Origin of the sequence: Fusobacterium sp. FSA-380-WT-3A, from assembly GCF_012843705.1 — a bacterium.
GTDB lineage: Bacteria > Fusobacteriota > Fusobacteriia > Fusobacteriales > Fusobacteriaceae > Fusobacterium_B.
The window spans coordinates 40,118-56,973 of the sequence record NZ_JABAFQ010000002.1; the positions used below are offsets into that span (position 1 = coordinate 40,118).

Annotated in this window: 11 protein-coding genes; all 11 read right to left on the bottom strand. The window is 25.0% G+C overall.

Translation table 11 applies throughout. The features are described 5' to 3' along the window. Positions 1 to 75: 75 nt before the first annotated feature. The 11 genes from ftsH to polA all read right to left on the bottom strand — a co-directional run bounded on the left by ftsH (position 76) and on the right by polA (position 16,699). Entirely contained in the window at positions 76 to 2,247 is a 2,172-nt protein-coding gene (gene ftsH / locus HF862_RS02050) for an ATP-dependent zinc metalloprotease FtsH (protein WP_170186464.1), read from the bottom strand. A gap of 130 nt (positions 2,248 to 2,377) precedes the next feature. Then, entirely contained in the window at positions 2,378 to 3,736 is a 1,359-nt protein-coding gene (gene tilS, locus HF862_RS02055) for a tRNA lysidine(34) synthetase TilS (protein WP_170186272.1), read from the bottom strand. Between the two features lie 9 nt (positions 3,737 to 3,745). Further along, on the bottom strand, positions 3,746 to 5,401 hold the full coding sequence (locus HF862_RS02060) for a B12-binding domain-containing radical SAM protein (protein ID WP_206038980.1): 1,656 nt from the start codon (positions 5,399 to 5,401) through the stop codon (positions 3,746 to 3,748). Then, positions 5,401 to 6,375, bottom strand: a complete 975-nt coding sequence (gene mltG, locus HF862_RS02065) for an endolytic transglycosylase MltG (protein ID WP_370456841.1) — start codon at positions 6,373 to 6,375, stop codon at positions 5,401 to 5,403. Before mltG ends, HF862_RS02060 begins: the two co-directional genes overlap by 1 nt. Before the next feature lie 138 nt (positions 6,376 to 6,513). Then, positions 6,514 to 8,268 carry a DEAD/DEAH box helicase gene (locus tag HF862_RS02070; RefSeq protein WP_170186274.1) on the bottom strand — a complete coding sequence of 585 codons (1,755 nt, stop codon included), beginning with the start codon at positions 8,266 to 8,268 and terminating at the stop codon, positions 6,514 to 6,516. A 108-nt stretch (positions 8,269 to 8,376) separates the two neighbouring features. After that, a complete protein-coding gene (locus HF862_RS02075; protein WP_170186275.1) occupies positions 8,377 to 9,951 on the bottom strand; it encodes a TaqI-like C-terminal specificity domain-containing protein in 1,575 nt (524 codons plus the stop codon). Further along, the gene (murJ, locus tag HF862_RS02080; protein WP_170186276.1) at positions 9,951 to 11,411 is read right to left on the bottom strand and encodes a murein biosynthesis integral membrane protein MurJ; all 1,461 of its coding nucleotides are present in this window, start codon (positions 11,409 to 11,411) and stop codon (positions 9,951 to 9,953) included. Before murJ ends, HF862_RS02075 begins: the two co-directional genes overlap by 1 nt. 15 nt (positions 11,412 to 11,426) lie before the next feature. Beyond that, positions 11,427 to 12,173, bottom strand: coding sequence for a ScpA family protein (locus tag HF862_RS02085; protein WP_240934758.1), 747 nt, complete (start codon positions 12,171 to 12,173; stop codon positions 11,427 to 11,429). Beyond that, complete coding sequence (locus tag HF862_RS02090; RefSeq protein WP_170186277.1) at positions 12,133 to 13,065, bottom strand: bifunctional riboflavin kinase/FAD synthetase; 933 nt, start codon at positions 13,063 to 13,065, stop codon at positions 12,133 to 12,135. Before HF862_RS02090 ends, HF862_RS02085 begins: the two co-directional genes overlap by 41 nt. After that, positions 13,049 to 13,972, bottom strand: coding sequence for a DNA-binding protein WhiA (whiA, locus tag HF862_RS02095; RefSeq protein ID WP_170186278.1), 924 nt, complete (start codon positions 13,970 to 13,972; stop codon positions 13,049 to 13,051). The genes HF862_RS02090 and whiA overlap by 17 nt, the downstream gene beginning before the upstream one ends. 21 nt (positions 13,973 to 13,993) lie before the next feature. Next, entirely contained in the window at positions 13,994 to 16,699 is a 2,706-nt protein-coding gene (polA, locus tag HF862_RS02100; protein WP_170186279.1) for a DNA polymerase I, read from the bottom strand. Between the last annotated feature and the right edge of the window lie 157 nt (positions 16,700 to 16,856).

Here is a 16,856-nt window from a genome sequence, read left to right on the forward strand (position 1 = left end):
ATAGGTGGCTATTCCTATATCCTAGGATAAATTCCTATTGATTATATCATAACTTATATGATTTGTAAAGTATTTTTAATTATTTTGATGATTTTTTTCTTCACTAAGATTTTTTATTTCTTCTATTGTTAAATTTTCATCAATTAATTCATCTACAGAGATTCCTTCGTCCTCTTTATTTAAAGGTTCTAATTTTTCCCCTCTCATAAGAGCTTCAAATTCTTCTCTCATTATTGTTTCTCTTTCACAAAGAGCCATTGCTAAAGCATCTAATTTATCTCTATTATCAATTAATGCTTGAACAGTTTCTCTATAAGTTTCTTTCACAAGTTTTATAATTTCTTCGTCAACTTCTTTTCCTGTTACATCACTATAGTATTTTTGTTGGAAAACATCTCCTTCATTTGTTCCATCTAATAAAATTGGTCCAAATTTTTCATTCATACCATATTTTGTTACAATTCCATGAGCTATGCTTGTAGCTACTTTTATATCTTGACTAGCTCCTGTTGTTAATTCATTAGAAACCAATTCATCAGCTGCTCTACCACCATAACACATTTTCATTTTATTAATAAACCATTCTTTTGAATAATAATGTCTATCTTCTTCTGGTAAAGCCATTGTATATCCACCAGCTGCCCCTCTTGGTATAATTGTTACCTTATGAACAGGATCAGTATCATTTAGATATAAATAGTTTATTACAGCATGTCCAGCTTCATGATAAGCTGTCTTTATCTTTTCATGCTCTGGAACTACTTTTGATTTTTTCTCTGGTCCCATTTCTATTTTTTCAGAAGCTTCTTCTAAATCTGCCATTGTTATCTCTTGTCTTCCATCTCTTGCTGCTAATATAGCTGCTTCATTTAATAAGTTTGCTAAATCAGCTCCAACAAGACCAACTGTTTTCTTAGCTATTGTATCAAAATTAACATCTTTAGCAAATTTCTTTCCTCTAGCATGTACTTCTAATATTTCTTTTCTTCCTTTTATATCTGGAGAATCTACAAAAACTTGTCTATCAAATCTTCCTGGTCTTCTTAAAGCTCTATCTAATACATCTGGTCTATTTGTTGCTGCTAAAACTATAATAGTCTCTTCAGTACCAAATCCATCCATCTCAACAAGTAATTGATTAAGAGTTTGTTCTCTCTCATCATTTCCTCCACCTTGTCCTGAACCTCTTTTTCTTCCCACAGCATCTATCTCATCTATAAATACTATACAAGGAGCTGATTTTCTTGCTTTAGAGAATAAGTCTCTTACTCTTGAAGCTCCAACTCCAACAAACATTTCTACAAATTCAGAACCTGACATACTGAAAAATGGAACTTTAGCTTCTCCAGCTACTGCTTTAGCTAATAAAGTTTTTCCTGTACCAGGACTTCCCAATAATAATACTCCTTTTGGTATTTTAGCTCCTACTTTTCTAAATTTTTCTGGTTCTCTTAAAAATTGAACAACCTCTTTTAATTCTTGTTTTGCTTCATCTATTCCAGCAACATCTTTAAATGTTACATTTGAAATTTCTTCTCTATTTTCTTTGGCTTTAGATTTCCCCATATTAAATATTTGAGGTCCTCCACTACCTTTATTCATTCTTCCTAGCATAAATACCCATACTCCTATCAATAAAAGCATTGGGAACCAAGAAGCTAGTAAACTTAATAATAATGGCATTTCATGTGGAGGTAATGATTCTACTTTTATTTTGTTATCTTCTAAGATTTTTACCAACTCTCTGTCATGACCTAATCTATCTGTGATTAATCTTGTTTTATATCCTTGAAGATTTTCTTCACTACCATAATATCCATAAATATATCCTTCTCTCTCTTCAACAAAATCTATTTTTTTATCTTTTACATTTGAAACAAACTCTGTATAAGACACTGTTGTTGTAGGAATAGTTTTTTCACTTTTCATTATACTTGGTAATGACATTAATAATGTTACTACAAATATTAACATTATTAGCCCTTTAAAATTAAACTTACCTTTTTTTACATTTTTCATTCCAGAAGAAAGTCTTGATTTTAATTCCTCTCTTCTTTCTTCTATGGTTTCTTCTATTTTAGTTTTTTCTTTTTTCTCTTCTTTTAATGTTTCTTCTGATTTTTCTTCTTCTTGTTTTTCTTCTTTTGATGAATCACTTTTCTCATTTTTTTCTTCTTTTTCTTCTTTAAAAGATGGTTTTATCTCTTCTAATTCCTCATTTTCATACTCTTTTCTTTCATTTAACATCTTAGGAATTATATTATCTAACTCTTCATCTTCTTTTATTTCTTTCTCTATCTCTTTTTCATTTTGGCTAGTCTCTTTTATTTCTTCTGTAGATTTTGTTTCTTCTACTTCAGAAACTTTTTTTAAGTCCTTATCCTCCACTATATTTCCTCCTCAATTTTAGTACTATTTTTTCTCTTTCTTTTAAAGTAAAAAAATAATTTTTGCTTTTTCTTATTCCTGCTATCCAAACTATTTCTTCAAGTCCATTTATTTTTTTATGAACTATTATAGGAATATTTTCTCTTTCTTCTCTTGGAATTTTTAAATTAACAAATATATCCTTTACTTTTTTGTAATTTTCCATTCCTTTTAATAAAATGGAATCTCCTGATTTTCTACTTCTTATTATAAGAATATCATCCTTTTTTAGATTTGTTACAAATTCTTCTTCTCCCCCTTTAAAGTCTTCATTTTGTATCGTAGCTTCAAGTATATAGTCCCCATACTCTACTTTTCCAGGTATTTTCAATACCGTTTCTTTGACTTTTTTTTCATCTTTTTTGTTTAAAGTTATATATATTTTATCATACTCTTTGATTAGAGTATAGTATTTATCTAATTTTATTTTTTTTGTACCACCTACATTTAAAATAGATATTATCCCTTCTATTTTATTACGAGAACTTTTTAAATTATTTATATTTAAATAATAGTTCATAATTTTTTTTACAATATATACATTTTCTTTTAATAAGTCTTTCACATTAATTTGATTATCTTTTATATAATTATCATAATTTATATCTAGCAGCTCATTAACTTCTCTTATCTCTTTTATAAAATTAAAAATTTTCTCTTTAAATTTAGGATTATATTTATTTTCTATAAAAGGAATTAAATCTAGTCTTATACTATTTCTTGTATAATTATTTTCTAAGTTTGTTGAATCTATTTTATATTCTATCATATTTGTATCTAAATATTCAACTATCTCACTTTTATATACTTCATTTATAGGTCTTATGAATTTCTCTCTTACATCTATTATTCCTTCTAATCCTTCAAAAGAAGCTCCTCTTATAAGTCTAAATAAAAAAGTTTCTACTTGGTCATCTAAATTATGAGCTAATGCTACTTTATTTCCATTTATTTTACTTAAAACTTCATCAAAAAATGAATATCTTATCTCTCTTCCTGCTTCTTCTAAAGTTATCTTCTTTTCTATAGAAAGAGCTTCCATACTTTTTTGTCTAACAAAAACAGGGATATTATATTTTTCTCCTAAAGATTTTACAAATCTTTCATCTCTAAGAGCTTCTTCTCCTCTATAAAGGTGATTTATATGAGCTAATGCTAAAGTAAGATTATATTCTTTTCTTATTTTTAAAAGAACTTCCAATAAAAATATAGAATCTGGACCTCCTGAACATCCCATAACTATTCTATCATTTTTTTCTATCATTTTACTTTCTTTTATTCTTTCTATTACTTTATCAATTATGCTCATATTTAACCTCTATTTTATAATTCTATATTTTGTTCCATCTTTTGTATATTCAAAGAATACATATACATCTTCTTTTTTATCTGTTTCCATATTAATAGAAAATTTTTCTAACTCTGTTGACTTATGTGCCTCTCTAGAAGATTTAAACTCCATCTTTTCTATAATATTTTTATATAATTCCTTATCTTTCTCTTCTTTTATCCACTCAGGATAATAACCTGGTTTTCCCAAGAATAAATAATCGAATTTTAAATATTCTAAAAATTCATCTAGTTTTGGAAATCCAATTTTTTTATAATATTCTACAAAATTATTAAAAATAGCTATTTCTCTATGAGCTATTTCTAAATACCCCTTATTTTTATAAAACTCTCCTATACTTTCAAAAAAATCAAAAGGACTTTCAAAGAAATTTTTTACCACAAAATCTAAAGATTTTAAAAACTTCTGAGAGTTATAATAAAAATCTAAAACTTCCTCTATATCTTTTAACTTACATAATTCTTCATAAGAAATAAAATCATTAGATATTACTTCATAAGGTGGAAAGTCCAAATACTTATAATTATATTTATGTCCATTAGCTTTCATTTCTGTTCCTTCTAACATTTTTAGAAAACCTAACTGTATCATCTCACATTTTGTATTATAAACATAATCAAAAGATTTTTTAAAAGTTTCATAATTTTCATAAGGAAGACCTGCTATTAAATCTAAATGTAAATGTATATTTTTATTTATCGCTGTTACATTATGAAATAATTTTTCTAAATCATTTTTTCTATTAATTATTCTCATTGTATCTTCGTTTATTGTCTGAACTCCAATTTCAAATTGAAATAATTTTCTAGGTACTTTTTTCAAAAAAGCCAATACTTCATCATCAAAAATATTAGCATTTATTTCAAAATGGAAAGTTATATTTTCTCTATAATTTTCTAATAAAAATTTCCAAATTTCTAAATATCTCTTTTTATCAAGATTAAAAGTTCTATCTACAAATTTTACAAGTCTTGTTCCTATATCAATAAATTTTTTTAAATCTTTTTTTGTCCTATCCAAAGAAAAATATCTTACAGTTTTATCTATAGAAGACATACAATATGAGCAATTAAAAGGACAACCTCTTGATGATTCATAATATACTATTTTATGTACATCTTCTAATTCTGAATCTTCATAAGGAAAAGGTATAATATCTAAGTTTTCTATTAATGGCTCATATCCATTAAATATAATTTTATTATTATTTCTATAATAAATTCCTTTTACTTCTTCTATATTTTTTGTTAGAAGATTTAATAGAATATTCTCTCCTTCTCCTACTAAAATTCCATCTATCTCTTTATTTTTTTCTAAAATTTCAGTTGGATTATAACTTACTTCTGGACCACCTAAATAGATTTTTTCCTTTGTTAAAACTTTTCTAATCTCTTTAACAATCTTAAAAACCATTTCAACATTCCAAATATATACTGAAAAAAATATATTTTCTGGTTTTTCTTCTATTATATCTCTTATAATTTTTTGTATATTATTATTTATACTACTTTCATATATTTTTATTTTTTCATTTGAATTTTGTTCAACATATTTTTTTAAGTATCTTATAGCTAAATTTGTATGCACATATTTACTATTAATCCCAACTAAAATATTTTTCATTATTTTTTATCTCCATTCATAAGATTTTCTCTTTGAAATTGTAAATGTTCCTCATAAGTTTCTGTAAAATGATGAGCTCCTCCTCCAGAAGCTACAAAGAAATAATAAGGAGTATTTGCTGGATTAAAAGCAGCATCAATAGATAATTTATCAGGATTTCCTATTGGTCCTGGTGGAAGTCCTTTATATTTATATGTATTATATGGAGAATCTACCTCTAAATCTTTATAATACATTTTTCTTTTTGTATAATTATATAGATAATTTACTGTTGCATCTGAAGCTAAAGCCATATCTATTTTTAATCTATTATGAAATACAGAAGAAATTATAGGTTTCTCCTCTTTTTTTACTGCTTCTCTCTCTATTATTGAGGCTAGTATAAGTTTATTATAAAAATCCTCTTTATTTGGATATTTTTCTGGTGGAAACTTCTCTAAAAATTCATTTAAGAATGCCTTTATAATTGTTTTTTCATTTGAATTTTCTGGAATAAAATAAGTATCTGGATAGAAATATCCTTCAAAATTTCCATTTGGAGTTGGATATGGAAAATCTACATTTTTTAATTCTGTTATAAATTTCTCTCTATCTATTCTCTTATCTTTTTCTAATTTATCTATTACTTCATTCACAGTTAATCCTTCTTGAATAGTTACAGAAAACATTTTATCTCTTCCTTCTTCTAGTAAATTAACTAATCCTATAACAGAATAATTTCCTTTTAATTGATAATATCCTGCTTTTATCTTTTTACCACCACTTTTAATTTTTAAATATCCTCTAAAATAATCTTTTTTCTCTGGATAAAGTTTTGTTAATATAGGTAATATTCTATCACCAGATTTTATCTCTACTATTTCATCATAATATTTTTTCTCTGTTAATTGATAAAATAAAAAACTTAAAACTATCAAAATTACACATATAAAGCTTGGAACTATAATTAATGGAAATTTAAAAAACTTTTTTATAGATTCATTTTCTTTCAATTTATTAAAATTTTCTTTTATCTTATTTAAAATTTCTTTCATACATTCTCCTAAAAATAAAATTATAAAAAACACTCCCTCAAATAATTTTCTTATTAAATAAGGGAGTAACATCTGTTATTATTTTTTTGTACTACCTTCTGCTTTTTTCTTTCTAGTTTTTTTAGGTTTTTCACTAGAAGCAGAATCTTTGGAAGAGTTTTTCTTACTTATTATTTTCTTCTCTTCTACTTCTGATTTTGGCTTTCTTCCTCTTTTTTTAGGTGTTGCTTCTTCAGATTTTTCTTCTTCAGTAGTTTTTACTTTTGCTTTTTCTACTAAAGGCTTTCTTCCTTTTTTCTGTTTCTTAAATATATCTAAAATATATTCAGCTTCAGCAAAAGGAACATTCATAAATGAGAAGTTTTCATAAACTTCTACATTTTTTATTTTATCTCTATCAATCTTCGATTCTTTTGCAATTAAATCAACTATTTTCTTAGGAGTAATCTTATCTACTCTTCCTAAGGCTATAAACAATCTCGTTTTTCCTGTTTTATCAACAGTTGCTTCTTCAATTTCATTATAATTTGAACTATCTAAAACATCCTCATAGTTTATCTTTAAAAGAGAAGCTATTATTTCTTCTGGAGTTCCCTCTTTTAATAAATCTTTAGCCATTTCTACAAAATTATCTATATTTCCTTCTTGAATTTCAGTTTTTACACTTTCTTTTATTCTATATTTTCTTGAAATTATGACATCTTTTATTCCAGGAATTTTTTCTTTTCTAATATCTGTTTTAGTTATTCTTTTTATTTGAAGTAATCTTTTATATTCAGATGGAGTTATAAAAGTTATAGCAGTTCCTTCTTTTCCAGCTCTTCCTGTTCTTCCTATTCTATGAACATAACTTTCTGCTTCTTGTGGAACTGAGTAGTTTACAACATGAGTTAAATCATTAACATCTATTCCTCTAGCTGCAACATCTGTAGCCACTAATATAGTAAGTTTTTTATCTTTAAATCTTTTTAAAGTAGTTTCTCTATAGTTTTGAGTTATATCTCCATGTAATTCTCCAGCATCATAACCTCTATCATTTAATTTTCCAGCTAGTTCATTTACATCATTTTTAGTTCTACAGAAAACTATTCCATAAAAATCAGGTTCTAAGTCTATAATTCTACATAGAGCTTCAAATTTATCTTTTTGTTTAACTTCAAAATAAATTTGGTCTGTTAAATTTGTTGTAAGCTCCTTTGTCTCAACTTTTAAAACTTCATAACCTGGTCTCATGTGATTTTCAGCTATTTTTAAAATCTCTTTTGGCATTGTAGCTGAGAAAAATAACATTCTTTTGTTTGCTTTTGTATAACTTAATATTTTTTCAATATCCTCTATAAATCCCATATTAAGCATCTCATCAGCTTCGTCAAGAATAAAATAATCTATTTCATCTAATTTTAAAAGTTTTCTATCTATTAAATCTAAAACTCTTCCTGGAGTTCCAACAACTATATCTACACCTTTTTTTACCTGTCTAATTTGTAATTCTATAGATTGACCTCCATAAACAGGTACCACTTTTAAACTTCTTCCAAAAGCAAAAGAATTTGTTTCTTCTGCCACTTGTATAGCTAATTCTCTTGTTGGAGCTAATATTATAGCTCTTATCTTTCCTGTACTTTTTTCTATTTTTTCAAGTATTGGTAAAGCAAAAGCTGCTGTTTTTCCTGTTCCTGTTTGAGCTTGCCCTATTACATCTTTTTCTCCTTTTAATAGAACAGGTATTGTTAACGATTGAATTGGACTTGGTTCTTCAAATCCTTTTTTTGATAGAGCTTTTAAAGTTTTATCACTTAAACCAAGCTCTTTAAATTTTTCTAACTTACTCATTTATCACTTCCTCATTTATTTCAAAAAATTATAAACATTTTCATTTGTAACCTAATAATTATATCATACTTTACTTTTTATTACTACAATTTATTTTTTATTCTTTTCTTAAATTCCATAACTATCAAAAAAATATTTTTCTATTTTTTCCTGAATCTCTTCAGAATAATTTCTTATTTGTTGTTTTACTAAATCTTCTATAAATTTTATTTCTTGAATATTATCAGGATAATATATAGGAACTTCTTTTAGTGGAGTTGTATAAAACTCCAAATTATAACCTTTAGATTTTCCATTTATTCTATACCATTTATAAAATATTTTAGAATTTAGATATCCTAACAAATAAAAAATATTTATATTTTTATCAATCACAGAAAGGTAATAAATGTCAGCACTCCCATAAAAGTCTTCATTACTATAAGCAAAAATATTTGTTTTACATCTTTGTCTTACAACTATTTTTTCTCCTTTAAATATTTTTTCTTCTCTACCCCATTGAAGTTCCCACCAATTTATCTTTCCACTTTTAACTTCTCTTCTTTCTTTTAATCTTTTTTGATAAATACTCAAATAATCTAAAAAGTTATTATCAACTTCTGTATCTGTATTTACATAAAATATCCAAAATTTATTTTCTTTTTTATGAGAATATTTATTTATATCTTTATTTTTATACAAAGGTTTTAAAATATCTTTGTATTCATCAGAATACATCTCTGTTATAAAGGCTCCATCATACCCAGAAATTATCCCTTGATTAATATTAACCAAATCTTTTAATCTATAATTTGATTTTTCTAAGATATTTTTTATTATTTTTTTATTTTTAGGATTTAATAAAATTATATTTCCTTTTTCATCATATAACTCTTCATTAAAAATCTCAAATTTTTCTTGGATTAAATCTGTATTATCTTTATTATTTTCTAATTCCTCTTCATCAAGATTAGAATTTTTTATAAAACATTTGGCTTTTTTTAAATTTTTTCTCCAAACAAATATAACATTATGTTGTCCATTTACATCTTTAAATACAGAAGTGTTAAAATTATTTAAATATCTATAGTTTCCCTCTTCTTTTAATTTATTTCTAAGTATAGTTCCACTATCAGCTTTTAACCAATAATTTGTAACTATATATGAAATTATTCCATTTTCTTCTAATATATCAATACCTTTTTCAATGAAAAAATATAAATAATCCATTTTACTTTGATAATATTTTTTTCCAAAATTTGTTTTTTTTATTTGAGAAAATAATTCTTTATTATTTTTTTCTCCTATATAAGGAGGATTTCCTAATACTAAATTATATTTCTCATTTATCTCTGTAGTAAGACTATCTCCTAAATAAGTTTTTATTTCCCCAGATAAATTATATTTTTTCAAAATTTTTAAAATATTTTCTTTATATTCTTGTAAAGCTATTTCATCTAAATCGTATGCAGTTATCCAACTTTCTTTATATACATATGTTCCAAAAATTTTTTTCGAAAGTCTTATTAATTTTTCAAGAGCAACACAAAGAAGATTTCCAGTTCCACAAGAAAGGTCAGCAATTTTTAAATTATTTATCTTTTCTTTTGAATATTCTCTTTGAAAATATTCTCTAAATCCCTCTCTTGTTATTTCATTTGCATATTTATATGGAGTATAAATTTTATAATTAACTATTCCCATTAAAATACCTCTAATCTTTTTTTATAAATTGGATAAGCCCATAATATTAAATATACAATAGAAAATACAACTAATTTTAAAATTATATTATTTATATAAAAACTACTTATAATTCCTATCATTGAAGCTACAATAGTTTTTATTCCAAATATCCAAAGTCTATTTAAATTAAAATTAATATATTTCTTTCTAAAAGTATATAAAAGTAAAGTAAAATTAACTATAGCAGCTATTGAAGTAGCTAAAGCTAATCCTTTATAAGCCATCGGTTTAATTAACATCATATTTAAAACTATATTTATAATTATTGCCATTATTGAAAATTTAACAGGGTCTTTACTATTTTTCATTCCATAAAAAGCTCTAGTAAGTACATGGATTGCATTATAAAAATAAAGTCCTACTGAATAGAAAAATAAAGCTTCACCTGTTATCACTATGGCTCTTTCATTAAAGTTTCCATATCCAAATAAGAATTTTACTATCTCTTTAGAATAAAAACAAAATACAGCCATACATGGAACTATTAAAAATAATAAAATATTTAATCCTTTTAATAGATTATCTTCCACACCTTTAAAATCTTTATCAACTATTTTTTTAGATAAAGTAGGATAAACAACTGTTGATACAGATATCCCAAAAACACCTATTGGTAAAGTATAAAGTCTTGTAGCATTTTCAAGGGCTGATATTCCCCCAGCTTCCAAATACGAAGCAAAAAATTGGTCTACTATAGTATTAAATTGTCTTGCTACTATTCCAACTAACATTGGAAGCATCATGTAAAATAATCTTTTTAAATACTTATCTTTCCAATAAATTTTTAAACTATACCCTTTTGTTTTTCTTAAAAATTGTGGTATCTGTACTAATAGTTGTAATATTCCTCCTACTAAAACTCCATAAGCCATAGCTTTTATTCCATAAGTTTTTCCAAAATACATAGCTGAGCCTAATATTGCTATATTAAAAAATATAGCTGTAGAAGCTGGTACTACAAAAATTTTAAAATTATTAAGTATGGCTCCTAACATTCCAGCTATTGCTATTAAAATAAAATATGGTGACATTATCTCTAAAAGCTCTGCTGCTATATGTCTAGTTTCTGGAGAAAAACCATTAACTATTAAAGCTATTATCTCCTCAGAAAATACTATCATCAAAAGAGAAATTATAACAGAAAAAATAAAAATTATATTTAAAATTGAAAATATAAATTTTCTTCCCTCTTCCTCTCCCTCTTCTTTTATTTTTTCATTATATAAAGGAATAAAAGAAGTTCCTAAAGCTCCTTCTCCTAATAGTTGTCTAAAAAAGTTACTTATTTTAAAAGCACTAAAAAAAGCATCAGTTGCTGCTGTAGCTCCAAAATAATAAGCCACAACCATACTTCTTGCTAATCCTAATACTCTACTTATTAATGTGACCACCATCACCAATATTCCACTCTTAAACATTGTACCTCCAAAAAATTAGTCTATCCTTTTTATATATATTTCCTCATTTATTCTTAATATATCAATACTTCCCTCTTTATAAGTATCTAATATTGCCAAAAAAATATATACAAGATGCATTTTATTTTCAGCTCTTTGAAATATTTCCCCCAATGTTTTTATTCCATCATAAACAAAAATTTTTAATTTTTCTATTTCATCTTCTAAAATATAGGTTCTTTCATATTTTATTTGCATTATTTCTGTATTTTGTTTTGATAAATATTTTTTATAACTTTCATAAACATCATCTAAAGTCAAAGTATCTAAATTATATTCTTTAGAATCTACCTTTGTAATTTTTCTTCCCTCTTTTTTAGAATAGCTAATATTAAATTCATTTTCTAATTTAGCTACATCTTTTGTTACTTCTTTAAAAATCTTATATTCCTCTAGTCTTCTTTTTAATTCTTTTTCAGATTCTTTTTCTTTTTCAAAACTTAATATAGAATAAGCTTTTATTTCTAAAAGTTCAGTTGCTATTAGTACAAATTCAACTTTTATATCTAAATTATCTCTTTTACTTTCCTCTAATATAGATAAATACTCATCTATAATTTGAGTTATCCTAATTTCAGAAATTTTCATTTTTTTCTTCTCAATTAGATATAGTAAAAGTTCAAGAGGGCCTTCAAAATTATCAAGCTTTAAAACTATGTCCTTATTTGATTCTATTTCTTTTTTATTTTCTATTTGAAAATTTTCTCCAGTTTTCAACATCATTTTTTATTCCTTGTCTCAATTCTTCCATAGAGTTAAATTTTTTTTCTTCTCTTAAATGTTTTTCTAAACTAACATCTATTTTTTTCCCATATATTTCTCTATCAAAATCCAATATATGAACTTCTACACTTAATTCACCAGGTTTTAAAGTTGGATTTCTTCCAATATTTATAACTGCATTATATTTTTTTTCCTCTCCTTCTATTAAAACAGTTCCTCCAAATATTCCAAAAGGTGGATATACTTTATTTACTATTTTTAAATTTGCTGTTGGAAAACCTAGAACTCTTCCTAATTTTTTTCCATGTTCCACAACTCCAGAAATGAAAAATGGTCTTCCTAGATATATATTTGCTTCTTCTATTTTTCCATCTAATATTAATTTTCTAATTAATGTAGAACTCAAAACTTTTCCTTTATAATCTATAGCTGGAATTTCATTTAATTTAATTCCCTTTGTAGGTAAAATTTCTCTTAAATACTCTACATTTCCACTCCCTCTTTCTGCAAAAGTATAATTAAATCCTACAAATATCTCCTTGGCTCCTAAATATTCTATTAAAAATTTATTTATAAATTCTTCTTTTGTTGTTTTAGCATATTCTTTATCAAAAGTTTGGAGAACAACATAATCTACACCCATTTCTTCTAATAATTTCAATTTTTCATCTATAGTATTTATTATTTTAGGAACTCTTTCTGGAGCTACAATTTCTAATGGATGATTTAAAAAAGTGTAAACTACAGATATTCCATTATTCTTTCTAGCTTTCTCTATTGCTCCATTTATCAGAACTCTATGTCCCCTATGAATTCCATCGAAAGTTCCTAAAGCAACATAGCTGTTTTTTAACCTTTCATTAGTATTTTGTATATCAATTATGATTTTCATCAAAATCTCTCCCCTTGTTTTCCTCTAATAATTCATTATATATCTCTTCTATCCTTCTAAATCTATTTCTTATTCCTGACTTTGATATTCCTATCATATCTGCAAGCTCCTGTAAAGAACTTTCAGGATTTTGTAATCTTAAAAAAGCTACTTCTTCCAAAACAGATGAAAGTTTATTTATTCCCATAACTTTTCCTATATAATTTATCATTTTTATCTGTTTAAGTCCTGTATTTAAGGCTTTAGTTTCATTAGCTACTTCCCAATTCATCTCTCTTATAGTTTTATTTTTTAAATCTTTCATCATAGTTATCTCTTCATATTTATAAAATTCTTTTATAGACCCAATCATAACTAATACATCCATTATATCTTCACAGTTTCTTAAATAAACTAAATTTTTATTTCTTTTTTTAGTTTTTGAAACTTTTTTTCCAAGATTTAATAATATTCTATATAGCTCTTCTGCCATCTCTTCATCATCTATAAAAAAGTCCATAGCATACTCTTTTTCTGGAGGTTTAACATAACCAGTTGACAAAAATAATCCTCTTACAAAACCAGCTACTCTTTCTTCATCTTCTTCTATTTTTTCTCCTCTAAATCCTTCTAACATTTTTATAAAATCACTATATCCATTTTGTTTTTCAATAGTGATTATATAAACTCTATGTTCGCCAAAATTCATACTTATAGAATATTTTACACTTAATTTTAATTGTGTTACTTCTTTTAAAAGTCCATATACTCTATTTGCTAACTCTATACTTTCTAACTTAAATTCTATTTTATTAGGATGAATAGCATTTTTTACATCTAATATTCCTCGTAATTCTGCTATTTTTTCTTTGGTTGTGTATATTGATTTCTTTATTATTTCTGTTTTTACTTGAGAAGTATAAGACATTTCACTCTCCTTTCCTCAAAACTATTTAGCTTCAGCCCAATTTTTACCTTCAGCACTATTTACCTCTAAGTGTACTTTTTTAAAATCTACACTATTTTTCATAATATTTTCTATTATCTCTCTATAATAATCTACTTTTTCCTCTTTTATTTCAAAAATAAGTTCATCATGTACTTGAAGTAACATTTTTATATCATCTTTATTTTTTATTTCATTATAAATTTTTATCATAGCTTTCTTTATAATTTCAGCTGCTGTTCCTTGAATAACTGTATTAACAGCCATTCTCTCCCCTTGATTTTTTATATTTTTATTTTTTGAATTAATTCCATCTATAATTCTTCTTCTTTTAAAATATGTTTCTACATATCCTTTTTTTTCAGCCTCTGCTATGATATCCTTTTCAAACTCTTTAACTTTAGGATACTCACTAAAATATTTTTCTATATATTCCTTTGCTTCACCTTGAGTTATTTTTAATTCTGAAGCAAGTCCAAATGGAGTTTTTCCATAAATAACACTAAAGTTTATAGTTTTAGCTATTATTCTTTCTTCTCTACTTACTTCTTCATCTTCTTTTAAATCAAAAATTTTCCTAGCTGTTAAACTATGTAAGTCTGCATTTCTTCCATAGGCTTCTATCAAATTTTCATCACCAGACATTTCTCCTAAAACTCTTAATTCTATTTGAGAATAGTCTATTCCTAAAAGCTTATTTCCTTCTTTTGCTATAAATCCCTCTCTTATTTTCATTCCCTCATCTGTTTTTACAGGAATATTTTGTAAATTTGGGTCAGAAGAAGATAATCTTCCTGTAGCTGTCCCTGTTTGATTAAAAGTAGTATGTATTTTATTATTTTCATCTCTTACTTTTAATAGAGCATCTACATATGTTGATTTTAGTTTTGTGAATTTTCTATATTCTAATATATATTCTGCTATTTTTTCTCCTCTATCTTTCAATGTTTCTAAAACTTCTACATCTGTTGAATAACCACTTTTAGTTTTTTTAACAGGAGTGATATTTAACTTAAAAAATAAAATTTCTGATAATTGTTTAGGAGAATTTATATTAAATTTTTCACTAGCTTCTTCATATATTTTATTTTCTAATTTTTCAATTAATTCTGTAAGCTCTATACTATAATCTTGAAAATATTTAGGGTCAATAGTTATTCCTTCTTGCTCCATAGAAGCTAAAACTTCTATTAAAGGAATTTCTGTATCTTTAAGATTTTTCATTAAACCTTTTTCTTCTAAATCTTCTTTCATATCAGGATAAACTTCTTGAATAAGAGCTGACATTTTACATAAATATTTTCCATATTCTTCTATATTTGTATTTGCTCTTTCTTCTTTTCCAAATATCTCAGTATAATTTTTTATATCTATTCCTTCATTTGAAGCTACCATCTCTAACCCTTCTTTAGTCTGAGCAGTTTGTAAATGGTATCCCAACATCATATCAAATTCCATATTTTTTGTAGAAATTTTTCCTATATTTTTTATTACATTCTTAAATCCATAAGTTACAAATTTTTTATCCATATTAAAAATTTCTTGAATTTTTTCTTTTGAATAATTTTGAAATTTTTCTCCTAATTTTAAATTATGAGCAAAAGGTAAGTAATAATCTTTCTTAGAAGTTGAAAAAGAAATCCCTACATTTTCTGTATAAAAGAAAATTTCTTTTTCTGTTTTTAAATTTTCTTTTAATTTTTCAAATTTTTCATCATTATCTACTATAAAAATTTCTTCATCTTTTTTTATTTCTTCTTTCTCTGATATATTTTCAAAGAGTCCTAATTGAGAATTTTTATTTTCCTCTTTTATTTTTTCTACTGCTTCCTCTAAATTCATTCTTTTAATAAGAGTTTTAAATCCTAAAGCTTTGAAAAGCTCTAAAGTTTTTTTACTGTTTATATTATAAGATATTTGTGAAATTTCTATGTCAAGTGGAATATTTTTATCAATAGTAGCTAATTTTCTACTTAAAAAAGCCATTTCTTTATCTTCTTCTATATTTTTTATAAGTCCAGGTCCTATTCCTGGAATTTCTCTTAAAGAAGAAATATTTTCATATATCCCCTCTAAATTTTGATATTTTTCAAGCATTGGAATAGCCTTTTTTTCTCCTACTTTTCTAACTCCTGGAATTCCATCACTTTTATCTCCTATAAGTCCAAATAAATCTGGTATCACTTCTGGAGTTACTCCTAAAAACTCTACTACATCTTCATTAGTTTTTAAAATTTTAAATCCTCCATCATCACCTTTTCCCATAAGAGCAATATTTATATTTTCATCAACTAATTGAGCTAAATCTTTATCACCAGTAATTATATATATTTCATAATTTTCTTTTGAAAATCTCTTAGCAATAGTTCCCATAACATCATCAGCTTCATAACCATCTATTTTTAATCTTTTAATTCCAAAACAATCTAATACTTCTTCTATTCTAGGAATTTGAACAAGTAAATCTTCTGGAATTGCCTCTCTATTTTTTTTATAATCTTCAAATATCTCACTTCTTTTTAATGTAACTCTTTTCACATCTTGTGCTGCACATATATAGTCAGGAGAAAATTCTTTTATAATACTTAGTAATGTATTAGTAAAACCATAAACAGCTCCTGTTGGTTCATCTTTTGTTTTAAAATTCATATTTGCATAAAAAGCTCTATACATAATTGCACTAGTATCTAATAAAACTATTTTTTTCATTTTTCCTCCCAAATATTTCTACAAATTTCCGCATAATATTATATCATATCTTCCATTTTTTTTCATAAAATCTTATATATATTTTATATTTTTCTTTAATGACTTTTTTATTTTCTTGTCAAGGCTGTATTTTTTTGGTATAATTAAAAATATATTA